Raw genomic sequence first — 16,465 nt, 5'->3', positions numbered from 1 at the left:
TTAATCGGGGCATTGCAGGCTCGTATTGGTGTTGTGTGAGAACTCCAACAATACGGGCCTGTTCTCATAGGGATCAATGGGTTACGTGGAAACGGGAACAGACCCTAGCAAACCCTGCAACTGCCCATCCGCGGCAAAGAAAGGCACCGTCCATTGCCAGACGTCCATGCGCTTGCCGGACAGTTCGATTGTGCGGTCGGAAAAAACCGGCTGATGGTTTTCCAGCAGCGTGAGGTAATCGGCATGCATCTGTTCGGCCAGCGGCCGCGGGATCAGTTCGACATCCAGAAGGCGCCGGCCATTCATCTGCTCGAAACTGACGCCCAGGCTCTGCTCGTAGCTGCGGTTGCAGGAAATCAGGCGTCCCTTGAGGTCGCGCACGTAAATCGGATTGGGAATACCGTCGAGCAAGGCACGCTTGAAAGCCAGTTGATCATTGAGCTGGCGTTCAGCCCTGAGGCGTTGGCGAATCAGCACCTTGAGACGACTGCTCCAGGCCAGCGACACCAGCCCGGTCAACAACGCGAGGGCCAAGACCCAGAACACCCACGGCGGTATGCGCCCCCACAACGAGGGCTGAGGTAACGACGACCCCAGCCACTTCAGACGAATCGAGCGCAACTCAGCGACCGGAAACTCTTCAAGCGCCTTGTTCAGAATGCCCAGCAGCTCGGGCTGGGTCTTGATCACCGAAAACCTGTCGGGCGACCATTTGCCATCGACGCTGCGGGCCACCTTCAGTTGCCCCGACGGAAACAGGTACGCACCGGCCTCATTTTGAATGGTCGCATCGGCCGCACCGCTTTCAACCAGCGCGCGGGCCTGATCGTAGGTCTCGACCAGCCGTAGCTTGATCAAGGGGTACTCTCGCCTGATCATGTCCTCGAGCGCATGCCGGGCAGGCAGGGCAAGTACCTGGCCTGACAGGCTATCGAGCGATACCTGAGAAGACCGGTCGGAGTGCACCACGAACATCCAGCTGTTGCCCCCGAACGAATAGGTAAAGTCCAGGAGCCGTCGGCGCTCTGCGTTTTCCGCCAGCGTGGTGTTCATGTCGGCCTGACCTGCGCGCAACACCTCAATGCTCCGCTGCGTGGAGGCTGCTTCCTTGTGCACGAACTGCAAACCGGTCATGCGCGAGATACGCGCCAGTACATCCGCGTTCAACCCCACCCATTGGCCGTTTTTGTCTTTGTAGATGTAGGGTGGATGTTGCGTGGTGGAGATCGTCACGCTCGGGTGCTTGAGCAGCCAGCGCCGCTCTGCCCCGCTAAGGCGGATGCGCTGCCCTTCCACATCTGCGCCAAGGCCGATGGTCCAACGGCTGAGCACCTCACGACCGACCGAAGCATCAATACTGCTCAACGCACGATCAATCAAAGCCAGCAAGCGCTGCTCGTCATCGCGCACCGCAAAAGCAAAACCCACCGGGGGCAACTGGCTTTCGAACTTGATCTGCAACCCGAGGTACGGGCGCAGCGCGATGTAGGCCCGGACAATGACTTCATTACCGATAAAGGTGTCGACTTCACCCTGACTCAACGCCTCCAGAGCGCTGTAGAGGTTAGGCGCGATAATGATCTCGCTGTCCGGATAAACCCGGTGCACAACGTTTGAATCGGCGTAACCATCCAGCAGCACCACCTTTTTATCGGCCAGGCTCGATGGCGGGCTCACATCGTTGCCGCGGCCGACCACCACAGATCGATCGGGCATGTACTCGCTGGAAAACGACAGCCCTCTCACACCGCGCTCAAACCCGTTGGCGCTGGTCAGTAGGTCGATTCTGCCGTCGCGCAATGCTTCGATGGCCTCATCGCGCTTGGCAAACCCCGTTACCTGCGTCGGGATGTTCAGTTGATCACTGACCAGCCCAAGGTAGTCGGCACTGATGCCCTGATAGCGATTGCGATCACTGGTGATATCAATGGGCTCGTAGTCAGCAATCGCAATACCGACCCGAAGCTCCTTGCGCTGGTCGAGCCATGCCCGGTCACTGGCATCAAGATCAAGGTCTTGCGACACCACAAAAGGCGCTGTCAGGGTGAACGGCAAGCTTTGCGCCGCATCGATCGAGCGGGCGAAAAGCAGCGCCAACAACACCCATACCATGCGCCATGCGCGGCCTCTCATTGTGCTGCCTGTCTCCCTGACTCTGCTTTGCATGCTTGCCTGCTTCACCACAAATGACTCAACGCTCTGGTTTGAAAAACCAGCGAAGTTTGCCACGTAGAAACAGAAAGGCCCGCCAAGTGGCGGGCCCAAAGTTGTTACACAACGCTTCTGTCAGAGCGGTTTGCCGCGATTGCCATGCTGGTTGACAAACGCCTGTATGGCTTTCAGGTCATTTGGCAACACGGTGCAACGTTCGTCACGCTCGAACAAATCAGACAAATGTGCAGGTAGCTCCAGCGCTTTTCCTACACCGGCCTTCTCCACTGCCTCAGGGAACTTGACCGGATGCGCCGTCCCCAGAATCACCATCGGGGTGTCCAGGCTGCGACGGCATTCGCGAGCAGCTTTCACACCGATAGCGGTGTGCGGGTCGAGCAACTCGCCGGTGCTGGCATACACCTCGGCGATGGTCTTGCAGGTGTCTTCGTCGCTGACCGCCAGCGAGTCGAACAGTTTGCGGGTTTCGGTCCAGCGCTCTTTTTCGACGCTGAAACCGCCGCCCTGCCTGAAATTGCTCATCAGATCGGCGATCGCCGAGCCGTTGCGACCGTGCATGTCGAACAGCAGACGCTCGAAATTCGACGAGACCATGATGTCCATCGACGGCGACAACGTCGCGTGCAGAGTTTCCTTGACGTACTGATTGCCGCTCATGAAGCGGTGCAGGATGTCATTGCGGTTGGTGGCCACGATCAGCTGATTGACCGGCAGCCCCATGTTACGCGCCAGGTAACCGGCGAAGATATCGCCGAAGTTGCCGGTCGGCACCGAGAACGATACCGAACGCGCCGGGCCGCCCAACTGCAGCGATGCATGGAAGTAGTAGACGATCTGGGCCATGATCCGCGCCCAGTTGATCGAGTTGACCGCCACCAGGCGCGTGCCTTTGAGGAAGCTCTGATCGGCGAAGCTGTCCTTGACCATTTCCTGGCAGTCGTCGAAATTGCCTTCCACTGCGATGTTATGAATGTTATCGCCAAAGATAGTGGTCATCTGCCGACGCTGGACATCCGATACACGGTTGTTCGGGTGCAGGATGAAGATATCGACGTTATCGCAGCGACGGCAGCCTTCGATGGCCGCAGAGCCGGTATCGCCCGAAGTGGCACCGATGATCACCACCCGCTCGCCGCGTTTGGCCAGCACGTAGTCCAGCAAACGACCGAGCAATTGCAGGGCAAAGTCCTTGAACGCCAGGGTCGGGCCGTGGAACAGCTCAAGCACCCACTCGTTGCCGTTCAACTGGCGCAACGGCGCGACCGAGCTGTGGGCGAAGACACCGTAGGTTTCTTCGAGGATCTTCTTGAAATCGGCGTCCGGAATGCTCCCGGCCACGAACGGGCGCATCACCTTGAAGGCCAGTTCGTGATACGGCAGGCCGGCCCAGGAAGCAATCTCTTCCTGTGTGAAACGTGGCAGGTTTTCCGGCACATACAGACCGCCATCGCTGGCCAGACCAGTCAACAGCACGTCTTCGAAATTCAATGCAGGCGCTTGCCCGCGGGTACTGATATAGCGCATGGGATCAAACCTTCGGTTTGAGCTGCAAGCTGGAAGCTGCAAGCTGCAAGTCCAAAACGATCGGCGTCTGACTTGTAGCGTGTAGCTAACCGCTTGCAGCTGCCTTAATTAAGATGTTCGACGCGAATACGGACTACCGGGCCCACCACATCCTGCAACGCTTCAAGCGCCTGGATGGCATCGTTGATGCGTTGTTCCACGACACGGTGGGTCAGCAGAATCATCGGCACCAGGCCGTCGTGTTCTTCGACTTCCTTTTGCATGATCGATTCGATGTTTATGCCGCGCTCGGACAGGATGCTCGCCACCTGAGCCAGCACGCCCGGATGATCCTTGGCCTGGATGCGCAGGTAGTAGGCGCTTTCGCACGCCTCGATCGGCAGGATCGGATGCGCGGACAGCGAATCGGGCTGGAAGGCCAGATGAGGCACGCGGTTTTCCGGGTCAGAGGTCATGGCACGCACCACGTCCACCAGATCGGCCACGACGGAGGACGCGGTAGGCTCCATACCGGCACCGGCACCGTAGAACAGCGTCGAACCGGAGGCATCACCGTTGACCATCACCGCATTCATGACGCCATTGACGTTGGCGATCAGACGGTCGGCCGGGATCAGCGTCGGGTGTACGCGCAATTCGATGCCCTGGGCGGTGCTGCGCGCAACACCCAGATGCTTGATGCGGTAGCCCAGCGCTTCGGCGTAGTTCACGTCCGCAGTCGTCAACTTGGTGATGCCTTCGGTGTAGGCCTTGTCGAATTGCAGCGGAATACCAAAGGCAATGGAGGCCAGGATGGTCAGCTTGTGCGCGGCATCGATCCCCTCGACGTCGAAGGTCGGGTCGACTTCGGCGTAACCCAGCGCCTGGGCTTCAGCCAGCACATCCGGGAACGTGCGGCCTTTCTCGCGCATTTCAGTAAGGATGAAGTTACCCGTGCCGTTGATGATGCCCGCCACCCAGTTGATACGGTTCGCCGACAGACCTTCACGAATGGCCTTGATGACCGGAATACCACCGGCAACAGCCGCTTCAAACGCCACGATCACGCCCTTCTCACGCGCCTTGGCGAAGATTTCGTTGCCGTGCACCGCGATCAGCGCCTTGTTGGCGGTGACCACATGCTTGCCGTTTTCGATGGCCTTGAGGACCAGTTCACGGGCAAGGGTGTAGCCGCCGATCAGTTCGACGACGATATCGATTTCAGGGTTGGTCGCAACTGCGAACACATCGCTGGTGGTAGGCGTACTGCCAGTCTGGCAGTTGGGGTTTGGTGTACGAACTGCAATTTGCGCCACTTCGATTCCACGCCCGGCGCGGCGGGCAATCTCCTCGGCGTTACGCTGAAGTACGTTGAAAGTACCGCCACCGACAGTACCCAGCCCACATATGCCTACTTTGACCGGTTTCACTGATGAACTCCCCGAAAAACGGCCGATCCTTGATCAGCCGTGAAATCCGCCGCATGTTGCCATGTGGCTACAAATTTGAAGAGGCGCTAAAGGCCCGGGCCTCGTGTCACGCACGCTTCTGTGAAGCATGCTTGAGTGCCAAGGGATTATTTGGCGCCCATTGCCAGTTTGGCAACCTGAGCAGCAGGCTGATAGCCCGGAATCACCTGACCGTCGGCCAGAACGATCGCAGGGGTGCCGTTGACGCCGATCGACTGACCGATTTCATACTGTTTGCTGACCGGATTGTCACACTTGGCGGCTTTGATGTCCTTGCCGTCGACCATGCGATCCATGGCGCTTTTGCGGTCCTTGGAACACCAGACGGCCTGCAACTGCTCGTCGCCCGGAGAGCCAAGACCCTGACGCGGGAATGCCATGTAACGGACTTCAACGCCCATTTTGTTCAACTGCGCGACTTCTTCATGCAGCTTGTGGCAGTACGGGCAGGTAGTGTCCGTGAACACCGTGATATGAGATTTGGTTTCGCCCACCGCTGGGTAGACGACCATGTCGGAAAGCGGGATGGCATTGATGGTCTTGGAAATGGCCAGACGCTCGGTCTTTTCGGTCAGGTTGACCGGCTTGCCGTTCTGCACCTGAAACAGGTAGCCCTGAACCACGAACTGACCGTCGGCGCTGGCGTACAGCACGCGACCGCCCTTGAGTTTGACCTCGTAAAGGCCATTGAGCGGGCTCGGCGAAATGCTCTCGACCGGTAGCTCCAACTGGAGCGAATCCAGCGTCTTGCGAATGGCCTGATCGGGGGCAGCATCTGCAACGGCAAACATACTGAATGTGCTGGCCAGCATGACAGCGGCGGCAGCGAAAATCTGATGCAAACGCATGAAAACTCCTATGACGGCGGACAGGCTGGCAACTGTCGAAAAAAGAGTGCCAGCCTTGGTATTCGAAACCGGCAAAGCCTACCACAGAAGGCTCGCGGGGCCGACATGGACTGACGTAAGACTCTTCGCAAAATACTTCAACAATCATCCACGCGGATGATGCTTCGCATGCATTTCCTGCAACCGCGCTCGCGCCACATGGGTGTAGATCTGAGTAGTGGAAAGATCGCTATGCCCGAGCAGCATCTGCACCACGCGTAAATCAGCGCCGTGGTTGAGCAAATGAGTCGCGAAGGCATGGCGCAGGGTGTGCGGTGACAGGGATTTGCCGATGCCGGCAACGGTCGCCTGATGCTTGATACGGTGCCAGAAGGTCTGCCGGGTCATCTGGTCGCCGCGGGTGCTGGGGAACAGGACGTCGCTGGGCTTGCCGCCCAACAACTCGTCGCGGGCACCACGCATGTAGCGTTCGACCCAGACAATCGCCTCTTCGCCCATCGGCACCAGCCGTTCCTTGCTGCCTTTGCCCATCACCCGTAGCACGCCCTGGCGCAGGTTGACTTGCTCCAGTGTCAGACTGATCAGTTCGGTTACGCGCAGACCGCAGGCATACAGCACTTCAAGCATGGCACGGTCGCGCTCGCCGATGGGCTCACTCAGGTCAGGAGCGGCGAGCAATGCTTCGACGTCGGCTTCGGAGAGCGACTTGGGCAACGGCTTGCCCAACTGAGGCATGTCGATCTGCAGGGTGGGATCGACGGCAATCAGCTTTTCACGCAGCAGGTAGCGATAGAAGCCACGCGCGCCAGACAGAAAACGCGCGGTAGAGCGCGGCTTGTAGGCATTGTCCACACGCCACGCAAGGTGATCGAGGATCACTTCGCGCCCGGCACTGGGCAAATCGACGTTGCGCTCCTGCAACCAGCCGTTGAACAGCGCAAGGTCACTGCGGTATGAATCGCGGGTGTTATCGGACAAGCCCTTTTCGAGCCAGAGCGCGTCGAGAAACCGGTCAATCAGCGGATGGTCGATGGCAGCCATTTTTACTCATTACGTGTGGATATACGACAGGAGCGAGTCATTAAACAGCAGGCAGCAAAAAGGCAGCCCTGAGGCTGCCTTTTTTATGCATCGAAAAACTGTATCAGGACAGTTTTTCCTTGATGCGCGCTGCTTTACCGGACAGGTCACGCAGGTAGTACAGTTTGGCCTTGCGAACGTCACCGCGACGTTTCACAGCCATGCTGTCGATTTGCGGGCTGTAAGTCTGGAAAGTACGCTCAACGCCAACACCGTTGGAGATTTTACGAACAGTGAAAGCACTGTTCACGCCACGGTTACGCTTGGCAATGACAACGCCTTCGAATGCTTGCAGACGAGCGCGGTCGCCTTCCTTCACTTTAACCTGAACGACAATGGTGTCGCCCGGTGCAAAGGTAGGGATCTCTTTGGTCATCTGCTCTGCTTCGAGGGCAAGAATGATTTTGTTAGTCATGCTGGTGCTCCTAAGGTAATCCGTATGGATCGACCATCGATACGTTAACTATCGTCCCGCTCGCGGATGTATTCCGCCAGCAGCTTCTTCTCTTCTCCAGAAAGCGAGCGGCTTTCCAGAAGATCAGCGCGTCGTTCATAGGTCCGCCCAAGGGACTGCTGTAAACGCCAACGCCGGATGTGCGCGTGATTGCCACTTAGCAACACGTCGGGAACACGCTGATCCGCATACACCTCAGGTCGGGTGTAGTGCGGGCAATCCAGCAGACCGTCCGTGAAGGAATCTTCCTCCGCGGAGTCCACATGCCCTAAAGCTCCAGGCAGCAGCCGCGTAACCGCGTCAATCAGGACCATCGCCGGCAGCTCGCCACCGGAAAGAACATAGTCACCAATCGACCACTCTTCATCGACATGAGCTTCAATAAAACGCTCGTCAATGCCTTCATAACGACCGGCGATGAGGATAATCGCTTCCTCCTGCGCCAGTTCGCGTACCGCAGACTGATTCAGCTGGCGGCCTTGTGGCGACAGGTAAATAACCTTCGCCGCATCCCCTGCAGCTTGCCTGGCCTGAACCAGAGCATCTTCAAGGGGCTTGATCTTCATCACCATGCCCGGACCACCGCCAAATGGGCGATCATCCACAGTGTGATGGCGATCAGTGGTGTAATCCCGCGGATTCCAACAAGTCAGCTGCAACAGCCCTTGTTTCACCGCACGGCTGGTAATGCCGTATTCGCTGATGGCGGAAAACATCTCGGGAAACAGACTGATGACTTCTATGCGCAAACCTGCCATGGCATTCAGAAGTCCGCGTCCCATTCCACCTTCATCTCGCCAGCGGCCATGTCGATTGCCAACACGCATTGCTCTGTATAGGGCAACAGGCGTTCACGATCATCAAGGCTGCCCGCGCAGGGCTTTACAACCATTACATCGTTCGAACCGGTTTCGAGCAGGTGATCGATTTTTCCGAGCAATTGCCCGAGTTGGTCGATGACCTTGAGGCCTTCAAGCTGGTACCAGTAGTACTCGCCGTCGTCCAGATCAGGGAACAGGTTGCGCGGCACGCAGATTTCGTAACCGGAGAGAAGACGGGCTTCTTCACGATCATCGAGATCCTTGAGCTTTACGACCAGAAACTTGCTTTGCAAGCGTCCGCTGACCAGCTCCACCTGTTTCTCAACGCTGCCTTCGCGCCGAAGCGTCCAGGTTTTGTAGTCCAACAGGTTTCCAATCGGATCAGTAAAGGAATAGACCTTCACTTCGCCGCGAACGCCATGAACCGAGTAAATCTTGCCAATAACGATCAGATCGTCGGCAGATGCAGGCGTCGCGCTCATAAGACTCAGGCCGCAGCCTTGGTCTTGTTGTGCTCTTTGAGCAGCTGGGCAACGCGCTCGGAAGTTTGTGCACCCACGCTCAACCAGTAGTTGACGCGTTCTTCGTTAACGGACAAACGGATTTCCTGACCACGGGCAACCGGGTTGAAGAAACCAATTTGTTCCTTGTGGGAACCGTCACGAGCGTTGCGGCTGTCGGTTACGGTCAAGTGGTAGAACGGGCGCTTTTTGGAGCCGCCAAGGGCAAGACGGATGGTAAGCATTGAACATCATTCCTGTAGTCGGTGCTGCAAATCTAAGATGCACAGCGGGCATAGGTGCCCGAAAGGCCGCATATTCTAAGGAATATCCGGACTTTTGCAAATGTCTTTTTCCGGCGCCTATCGGCATGCCTTCCAGATTTGCCAAGAAGCTGTCGGTATGACAGCAGGTAAAAGCCCGCATAGCGCGGGCTGGCCGGGGGTCACCCCCCGTATAGGCAGCGTGCAAAGTGTCTTGCACGCCACGCAATTACATTTTCGGCATGCCGCCGCCGGGGAGCATTCCACCCATGCCGCGCATCATTTTCGCCATTCCGCCCTTGGCGGAGAACTTCTTCATCATCTTCTGCATCTGTTTGTGCTGCTTGATCAGACGCCCGATATCCTGAACCTGAGTGCCCGACCCCTGAGAGATACGGCGCTTGCGCGAGCCGCTGATCAGGTCCGGGTCGCGGCGCTCGGCTGGCGTCATCGAGTTGATGATGGCTTCCATCTGCTTGAACTGCTTCTCGGCCGCGCCCTGGGCATTGCCCATCTGCGACAGGTTGACGCCGCCGATGCTTGGCAGTTTATCCATGAGACCACCGAGGCCGCCCATGTTTTTCATCTGCTGCAACTGGTCGCGGAAGTCTTCGAGATCGAAGCCTTTGCCCTTCTTGAGTTTTTTCGCCAGCTTGTCGGCTTTGTCCTTGTCGAGGGTCTGTTCGGCCTGCTCGATCAGGCTGAGCACGTCGCCCATGCCGAGGATTCGCGAAGCGATACGGTCCGGGTGGAACGGCTCCAGCGCCTCGCTCTTCTCGCCCATGCCGATGAACTTGATCGGCTTGCCGGTGATTGCACGCACCGACAGCGCAGCACCACCACGAGCATCGCCGTCGACCTTGGTCAGGATGACACCGGTCAGCGGCAGCGCATCGCCGAATGCCTTGGCGGTGTTGGCCGCATCCTGGCCGGTCATGGCATCGACCACGAACAGCGTTTCGGCTGGCTTGGTCGCAGCATGCAGCGCCTGGATCTCGCCCATCATCTCGACATCGATGTGCAGACGACCGGCGGTATCGACGATGACCACGTCGATGAACTTCAGCCTGGCTTCCTTAATGGCAGCCAGGGCGATGTCCACCGGCTTCTGGCTGATATCGGACGCGAAGAACGTCACGCCGATGTCGGCGGCCAGGGTTTCAAGCTGCTTGATGGCGGCGGGACGGTATACGTCGACCGACACCACCATCACGGTTTTCTTTTTGCGCTCTTTAAGGAAGCGCGCCAGCTTGCCAGCGGTGGTGGTCTTGCCCGCACCCTGCAAACCGGCCATGAGGATGACCGCAGGCGGCGTGACATTGAGCACCAGGTCTTCGTTGGCGGCGCCCATCAGGCTTTCGAGTTCGGCCTGGACGATCTTCACAAACGCCTGGCCCGGCGTCAGGCTGCGCGACACCTCGGTGCCGACAGCACGTTCCTTGACGCTGTTGACGAAGTCTTTGACCACCGGCAAGGCGACGTCAGCTTCGAGCAGCGCCATACGCACTTCGCGCAAGGTATCTTTGATGTTGTCCTCGTTCAGCTTGGCCTTGCCAGTAACGTGGCGCAGCGTCTGCGAGAGGCGGTCGGTCAGATTTTCAAACATGCGCGATCCTTTCAGGCTCTCATCGAACCCCGGTTGGTGCGGCCCGGCCCGTTATGCAGAAAATGGCGCTCGGCGAGCCTGCGGCTTGAGCAGGTCGCGGATTATAGCGAAGACTCCGCCGCACGGACACCATGCAGACTGCTTCTGTGGTCTTTCGTGATTTGCCGGTTGTATGCCAAACTCAGCGTCTTTTCATGCCCGTCCATCAGGATCTATGTCCCCTTTGCCACCCAGCCTGCTTCCCAGCCTCGCCGCCGCCGCTCTTTATGCCGCTGCGACCGCCTATCAAGGCGTGCGTCTGAGCCAGACCGCCCGGCCCGACAAACGGCTGCTGTGCCTGCTCGGCGCGCTTGCAGTGATTGCTCACGCCATCGGCCTTTATTCCCAGTTGACGCATTCTGTCGGCCTTGGGCTGGACTTCTTCAATTCAGCCAGCCTGATCGCCGCGTCGGTGATTGTCGTGACATTGATCGCCACGTCGCGCATTCCGGTGGAAAACCTGCTGGTGCTGCTCTTCCCTCTCGGGATGATCACCGTGCTGCTCGCGCAGTTCGCGCCCAGCGGCACGGTACAGCCAATCATGGAAGAGCCCGGCATCCTCAGCCATATTCTGCTGTCGCTGCTGGCCTACGGCATGTTCACCATTGCGGTGTTTCAAGCCCTGTTGCTGCTGTTGCAGGACTACCGGCTCAAGCACAAGCACCCTTCCGGGCTGATCAAGAATTTCCCGCCGCTGCAAACCATGGAAAGCCTGCTGTTCGGCTTTCTGTGGGCCGGCTGGACGCTGCTCTCGCTGTCGCTGCTTTCTGGCTGGCTGTTCGTCGAAAACCTGTTTGCCCAGCATCTGGTGCACAAAACCCTGCTGGCGTTTCTGGCGTGGGTGGTGTTCAGCGTGTTGTTATGGGGGCGCAATAGCCTCGGATGGCGCGGGCACAAGGCCATTCGCTGGACCCTGGGCGGCTTCTGCCTGCTGATGCTCGCCTATTTCGGCAGCAAGCTGGTACGCGAATTCATTCTGCACATCTGACGGGCTCTGATCATGGATAATCTGCCCCTTGGCCCACTGCTCGGCGTTCTCGCCCTTCTGACGCTCTGGGCCGGCCTGCTGACAGCAGTGGAAGCTGCGCACCATCAGCTCAAGGCACTGCGTGCCGCCAGCCGCCCGGAAAAGGCGGCGACCCTTCCGGAACTTGCGTTCAATTTGAACAGCCTGATCCTGGTCAATACGCTGATCAAAGTGCTGATTACTGTCATTGCCACGCTCATTGCCGTCAGTTACTGGCTGTACAACGGCGCGACCGTGGCATGGCTTGGCACGGTTGGCGTCATACTGGTGTTCGCCGAATACATACCTAGACGCCTGGCTAACCGCCACCCGGTCTCGACGCTGATGCTGGGCAATGGCGTACTGCGCATTCCGATGAAGCTCGTCTGGCCGCTGGCGTACGTCTTCAACGCGCTCGCCAAAGCGCTGCTGCGCCCGTTCCTGTCGCGCCACGTTCAGCCGCAGGAGCAGGCCTTCGATGATGATTCGCACACAGCCCAGCCGCGCAGCATCGTTCAGGAGCATCACCCGCGCATCAACGTGCTGTCGGGCATCCGCGCGTTGGACAGCATCACCGTCAATGACATTCTGATCCCCCGCAATGAGGTGGACGGCGTCAACCTCGACGATTCGATCGAGCTGATCATCGAACGCCTGATCATCTCTCGCCACACTCGGCTGCCGGTTTACCACAACGACATCAATCAGGTGCAGGGCGTCATCAATACCCGAGACATCAGCCACCTGCTGCCCAAGGGCACCTTGACCAAAGAGCAGTTGCTGGCCGCCTGCTACGAGCCGTATTTCGTCCCGGAAAGCACCCCGCTGCAGTTGCAACTGCTGAATTTTCATAAACAGCAGCGCCGCTTGGGCGTCGTGGTCGATGAATACGGTGAAGTGCTGGGCATTGTGACCCTTGAAGACATCCTCGAAGAAATCGTCGGCGAATTCGAAAGCGAGCAGAAGCTCGACAACCCGCACGTCAAGCCTCAGGAAGACGGACGCCTTGAAGTGGAAGGTGCCGCGTCCATTCGCGAACTGAATAAAAGCCTTGGCTGGCACCTGCCGTGCGATGGCCCGAAAACCCTTAACGGGCTGGTGACCGAAGCACTGGAAACCATCCCGCAAGCGCCGGTCTGCCTGAAAATCGGGCCTTACCGGCTGGAAATTCTCGAAACCGAAGACAATCGCGTCAAGCGTGTGGCCATGTGGCAGAACACGCTCGTGCGCACCTTCAAATAGATTCCTGCCGCCGATTACCTCCCGGCCCATTCGGGTTACTCTGCCTGGTGCTGCACCCACAATCACAATAATGAACACTTGCCGGGGAACGGCACCGGCCGACCGGCGAGATGACTGTCAGGGAATCCGCATGACCAGCACCCCGCTCTCTCGCGAAGATAACGACGCACCCGCACCGCCGGTGAACTCGGCGACCCGCGTCGCCACTGCCAGCTTCATCGGCACCGCCATCGAGTTCTATGATTTCTACGTCTACGCCACCGCCGCTGCACTGGTGATCGGTCCGGTGTTTTTCCCGCAGACGTCAGGCACGTCACAAATGCTGTCGTCATTTCTGACCTTTGGCATCGCCTTTCTCGCACGCCCACTGGGGTCGGCGCTGTTCGGTCACTTCGGCGACCGGATCGGCCGCAAGTCAACGCTGGTTGCGTCGCTGCTGCTGATGGGGGTCTGCACCACGCTGATCGGCGTATTGCCTGGCTACGCCACCATCGGGGCCTGGGCGCCGGTTCTGTTGTGCGTGCTGCGCTTCGGCCAAGGGCTTGGCCTGGGCGGAGAATGGGGCGGCGCGGCCTTGCTGGCGACTGAAAATGCCCCCGAAGGCAAACGCGCCTGGTTTGGCATGTTTCCGCAACTGGGGCCGTCGATCGGTTTTCTGGCGGCCAATGGCCTGTTTCTGGCGCTGGCAATGACCCTGGACGACGAACAGTTCCGTTCGTGGGGCTGGCGAATCCCGTTTCTGCTCAGCGCCGTGCTGGTCATGGTCGGGCTTTATGTGCGCCTGAAACTGGAAGAAACACCCGTGTTCGCCAAAGCGATGGCGAGTCACCAGCGCGTCAGCCTGCCGATCGTTGAAACAGTCAGCCAGCACTGGAAACCCATGCTGCTTGGTGCAGCATCAATGGTGGTCTGTTATGCGCTGTTTTATATCTCGACCGTGTTTTCGCTGAGCTACGGCGTGTCGACGCTGGGTTATACCCGCGAGACATTCCTCGGGCTGCTGTGCTTCGCGGTGCTGTTCATGGTGGCAGCCACGCCGTTGGCGGCGCTGGCGAGTGACCGCTTTGGGCGCAAGCCGGTGCTGATTGTCGGCGGCGTGCTGGCGATCCTCTCGGGTTTCACCATGGAACCGTTGCTGACACATGGCAGTACCTGGGCTGTAGCGTTGTTCCTGTGCATCGAGCTGTTCTTGATGGGTGTGACTTTTGCTCCGATGGGCGCCCTGCTACCGGAGCTGTTTCCGACGCAAGTGCGCTACACCGGCGCATCGGCGGCCTACAACCTGGGCGGAATCGTGGGCGCATCGGTCGCGCCCTTCTTCGCCCAGAAACTGGTGGCGATGGGGGGCTTGAGCTGGGTTGGCGGGTATGTGTCTGCAGCGGCGCTGATCAGCGTGCTGGCGGTGCTGAGCTTGAAGGAGACGAGAGATAGAGAGCTTTGAGCTGCAAGCTGCAAGCTGCAAGCTGCAAGCTGCAAGCTGCAAGCTGCAAGCTGCAAGAAGAAGCGTGGTGCTCTTTCTTGTAGCTTGAGGCTTGCAGCTACCAACCTACAACTCGACGACTACCGCACTCGATGCCCGGGTCGCTTTGGCCCGTGCAGCTTCGATGGACTCGTCGCGTGCCAGGGCAACGCCCATGCGGCGCTGACCGTTGACTTCCGGCTTGCCGAACAGGCGCAAGGCGGTGTCGGGCTCGGCCAGTGCCGCGCCGAGGTTAGCAAAGGCGGTCTGCGTGGACTGGCCCTCGACCAGAATCACCGCAGAAGCCGACGGCCCGAACTGGCGGATCAACGGGATCGGCAGGCCCAGAATCGCGCGAGCGTGCAGGGCAAACTGCGACAGGTCCTGAGAAATCAGGGTCACCAGGCCAGTGTCATGCGGGCGCGGCGAGACTTCGCTGAACCACACCTGATCGCCTTTGATGAACAGCTCGACACCGAACATGCCACGACCGCCCAACGCCTCGGTTACCGCCTTGGCGACGCGCTCGGACTCGGCCAGTGCGGCCGGGCTCATGGCCTGTGGCTGCCAGGATTCCTGATAGTCGCCCTTCTCCTGACGATGGCCAACCGGCGCGCAGAAGGTGGTGCCGCCAATGTGGCGCACGGTCAGCAGGGTGATTTCGTAATCGAAGTCGATAAAGCCTTCAATGATCACGCGGCCCTTGCCGGCACGACCGCCTTCCTGCGCGTAATCCCAGGCTTTCTGTACGTCATCAGCACTCTTGAGCAGGCTCTGCCCTTTGCCCGAAGAACTCATGACCGGCTTGACCACGCACGGGAAGCCGAGGTCTTCGACGGCCTTGCTGTACGCCTCGAAGGTGTCGGCAAAGTGGTACGGCGAGGTCGGCAACTTCAGCTCTTCAGCAGCCAGACGGCGAATGCCTTCACGGTTCATGGTCAACTGCGCAGCACGCGCGGTCGGAATCACCGTGAAGCCTTCGGCCTCAAGCTCCACCAGCGTAGCGGTGGCGATGGCTTCGATTTCAGGGACGATAAAGTGCGGTTTTTCAAGCTCGATGACAGCGCGCAAGGCAGCACCGTCAAGCATGTTGATCACATGGCTGCGATGAGCGACCTGCATCGCCGGCGCGTTCTCGTAACGGTCAACAGCGATCACTTCAACGCCCAGGCGCTGCAATTCGATCACGACTTCCTTGCCCAGTTCGCCGCTGCCGCAGAACAGTACGCGAGTCGCGGTAGGCGACAGTGGAGTTCCGATTCGGGTCATCTCAAGTCCTCGTGAAACAGATATCGAGAGCTGCCTGCTTTGTGCGGGCAACCGCTGTGAAGAAAGGCGCGCAATTTACCACGAAGCCCCGCCAAACGGGGGGCCTAACCCGGACAAGCGTTGTTGCGCGCACGCCAGGCCATAATCATCCACACAATGCTCACACCGGCGAACTTCGAGGCCAGCGCGGTCACGACGACAGGCGCTGTCAGGGCGTCGATCATGCCGAAGAAAATAAAGGTATCCAGCGGAATGCTCAGCGCCGAACTGATCCATAGCCGATCACGCAGCGGACGCTTGGTGATACTGAAGACCAGCCAGTCGATGCACTCGGATACGGCAAACGCCGTGGCACTGGCCAAGGCAATCGTGGGATCGCTGGTGACGTAAGACAGCACCAGCGCCGCCAGCATGGCGAGTATCGCGCCATGACCGAAGCGAATCTGCACCATGTCGCGCAACACAAACACCAACCCGCCCCAGGCAGACCAGATGACGTCCAGATGCGGCGCACTGGAAAAGGCGAAGTTGATCAGCACGACACTGCTGATGTAGGCAATCAGGAAAAGCATGACGGGTTACACGCCTGGAGAAACGGATGGCAATGATAGCTCAACGAGCCTCAACTATCGTGCGACGCTCCGCGTCGACATGCCGTTCGGGACGCTCCGCGTCCTCTTGGCGACGCAGAGCGTCGCGACCTGCATTCCCACGCGGAGCGTAGGGAACGATAA

General features: G+C 59.0%; 14 protein-coding genes and 1 pseudogene. 3 read left to right on the top strand and 12 right to left on the bottom strand.

The features are described 5' to 3' along the window. Positions 1–102 precede the first annotated feature (102 nt). From DW49_RS0120475 to ffh, 10 genes and pseudogenes are all read right to left on the bottom strand, one after another. Positions 103–2,112 (bottom strand): annotated as a pseudogene (locus DW49_RS0120475) (transporter substrate-binding domain-containing protein); the annotation flags it as partial. A gap of 174 nt (positions 2,113–2,286) precedes the next feature. Further along, the gene (gene thrC, locus DW49_RS0120470; protein ID WP_005615868.1) at positions 2,287–3,696 is read right to left on the bottom strand and encodes a threonine synthase; all 1,410 of its coding nucleotides are present in this window, start codon (positions 3,694–3,696) and stop codon (positions 2,287–2,289) included. Between the two features lie 104 nt (positions 3,697–3,800). After that, a complete protein-coding gene (locus DW49_RS0120465) occupies positions 3,801–5,105 on the bottom strand; it encodes a homoserine dehydrogenase (RefSeq protein WP_005615866.1) in 1,305 nt (434 codons plus the stop codon). A 146-nt stretch (positions 5,106–5,251) separates the two neighbouring features. Beyond that, the gene (gene dsbC, locus DW49_RS0120460; protein ID WP_003377692.1) at positions 5,252–5,992 is read right to left on the bottom strand and encodes a bifunctional protein-disulfide isomerase/oxidoreductase DsbC; all 741 of its coding nucleotides are present in this window, start codon (positions 5,990–5,992) and stop codon (positions 5,252–5,254) included. Between the two features lie 144 nt (positions 5,993–6,136). Then, the gene (gene xerD / locus DW49_RS0120455) at positions 6,137–7,033 is read right to left on the bottom strand and encodes a site-specific tyrosine recombinase XerD (RefSeq protein WP_005736265.1); all 897 of its coding nucleotides are present in this window, start codon (positions 7,031–7,033) and stop codon (positions 6,137–6,139) included. Between the two features lie 103 nt (positions 7,034–7,136). Further along, on the bottom strand, positions 7,137–7,487 hold the full coding sequence (gene rplS / locus DW49_RS0120450) for a 50S ribosomal protein L19 (protein WP_002552524.1): 351 nt from the start codon (positions 7,485–7,487) through the stop codon (positions 7,137–7,139). Between the two features lie 44 nt (positions 7,488–7,531). Continuing rightward, positions 7,532–8,284, bottom strand: coding sequence for a tRNA (guanosine(37)-N1)-methyltransferase TrmD (gene trmD / locus DW49_RS0120445; protein WP_003377689.1), 753 nt, complete (start codon positions 8,282–8,284; stop codon positions 7,532–7,534). Positions 8,285–8,289: 5 nt separating this feature from the next. Then, complete coding sequence (gene rimM / locus DW49_RS0120440; RefSeq protein WP_005615856.1) at positions 8,290–8,829, bottom strand: ribosome maturation factor RimM; 540 nt, start codon at positions 8,827–8,829, stop codon at positions 8,290–8,292. 5 nt (positions 8,830–8,834) lie between these two features. Next, complete coding sequence (gene rpsP / locus DW49_RS0120435) at positions 8,835–9,092, bottom strand: 30S ribosomal protein S16 (RefSeq protein ID WP_003377687.1); 258 nt, start codon at positions 9,090–9,092, stop codon at positions 8,835–8,837. A gap of 247 nt (positions 9,093–9,339) precedes the next feature. Beyond that, entirely contained in the window at positions 9,340–10,716 is a 1,377-nt protein-coding gene (gene ffh, locus DW49_RS0120430; protein ID WP_005615852.1) for a signal recognition particle protein, read from the bottom strand. Between the two features lie 214 nt (positions 10,717–10,930). Between ffh and DW49_RS0120425 the strand changes: the two genes are divergently transcribed. The 3 genes from DW49_RS0120425 (at position 10,931) to DW49_RS0120415 (ending at position 14,444) form a co-directional block, all read left to right on the top strand. Continuing rightward, positions 10,931–11,743: a cytochrome C assembly family protein gene (locus DW49_RS0120425; protein WP_005615851.1), complete on the top strand. Its 813-nt coding sequence runs from the start codon at positions 10,931–10,933 to the stop codon at positions 11,741–11,743. Between the two features lie 12 nt (positions 11,744–11,755). Next, positions 11,756–13,003, top strand: coding sequence for a transporter associated domain-containing protein (locus tag DW49_RS0120420; protein ID WP_005615850.1), 1,248 nt, complete (start codon positions 11,756–11,758; stop codon positions 13,001–13,003). A gap of 130 nt (positions 13,004–13,133) precedes the next feature. Next, on the top strand, positions 13,134–14,444 hold the full coding sequence (locus DW49_RS0120415; RefSeq protein ID WP_005615849.1) for an MFS transporter: 1,311 nt from the start codon (positions 13,134–13,136) through the stop codon (positions 14,442–14,444). Between the two features lie 105 nt (positions 14,445–14,549). On the opposite strand, the gene purT is transcribed toward DW49_RS0120415, so the two are convergent. After that, the gene (gene purT / locus DW49_RS0120405; RefSeq protein ID WP_005615848.1) at positions 14,550–15,731 is read right to left on the bottom strand and encodes a formate-dependent phosphoribosylglycinamide formyltransferase; all 1,182 of its coding nucleotides are present in this window, start codon (positions 15,729–15,731) and stop codon (positions 14,550–14,552) included. Positions 15,732–15,835: 104 nt separating this feature from the next. Next, entirely contained in the window at positions 15,836–16,303 is a 468-nt protein-coding gene (locus DW49_RS0120400; RefSeq protein ID WP_003377676.1) for a preQ0 transporter, read from the bottom strand. Positions 16,304–16,465 lie beyond the last annotated feature (162 nt).

This window comes from Pseudomonas avellanae BPIC 631 (assembly GCF_000444135.1).
In the GTDB taxonomy this organism is placed as follows: Bacteria; Pseudomonadota; Gammaproteobacteria; order Pseudomonadales; family Pseudomonadaceae; genus Aquipseudomonas; species Aquipseudomonas avellanae.
This window is presented reverse-complemented; position numbering and strand designations above follow the sequence as displayed.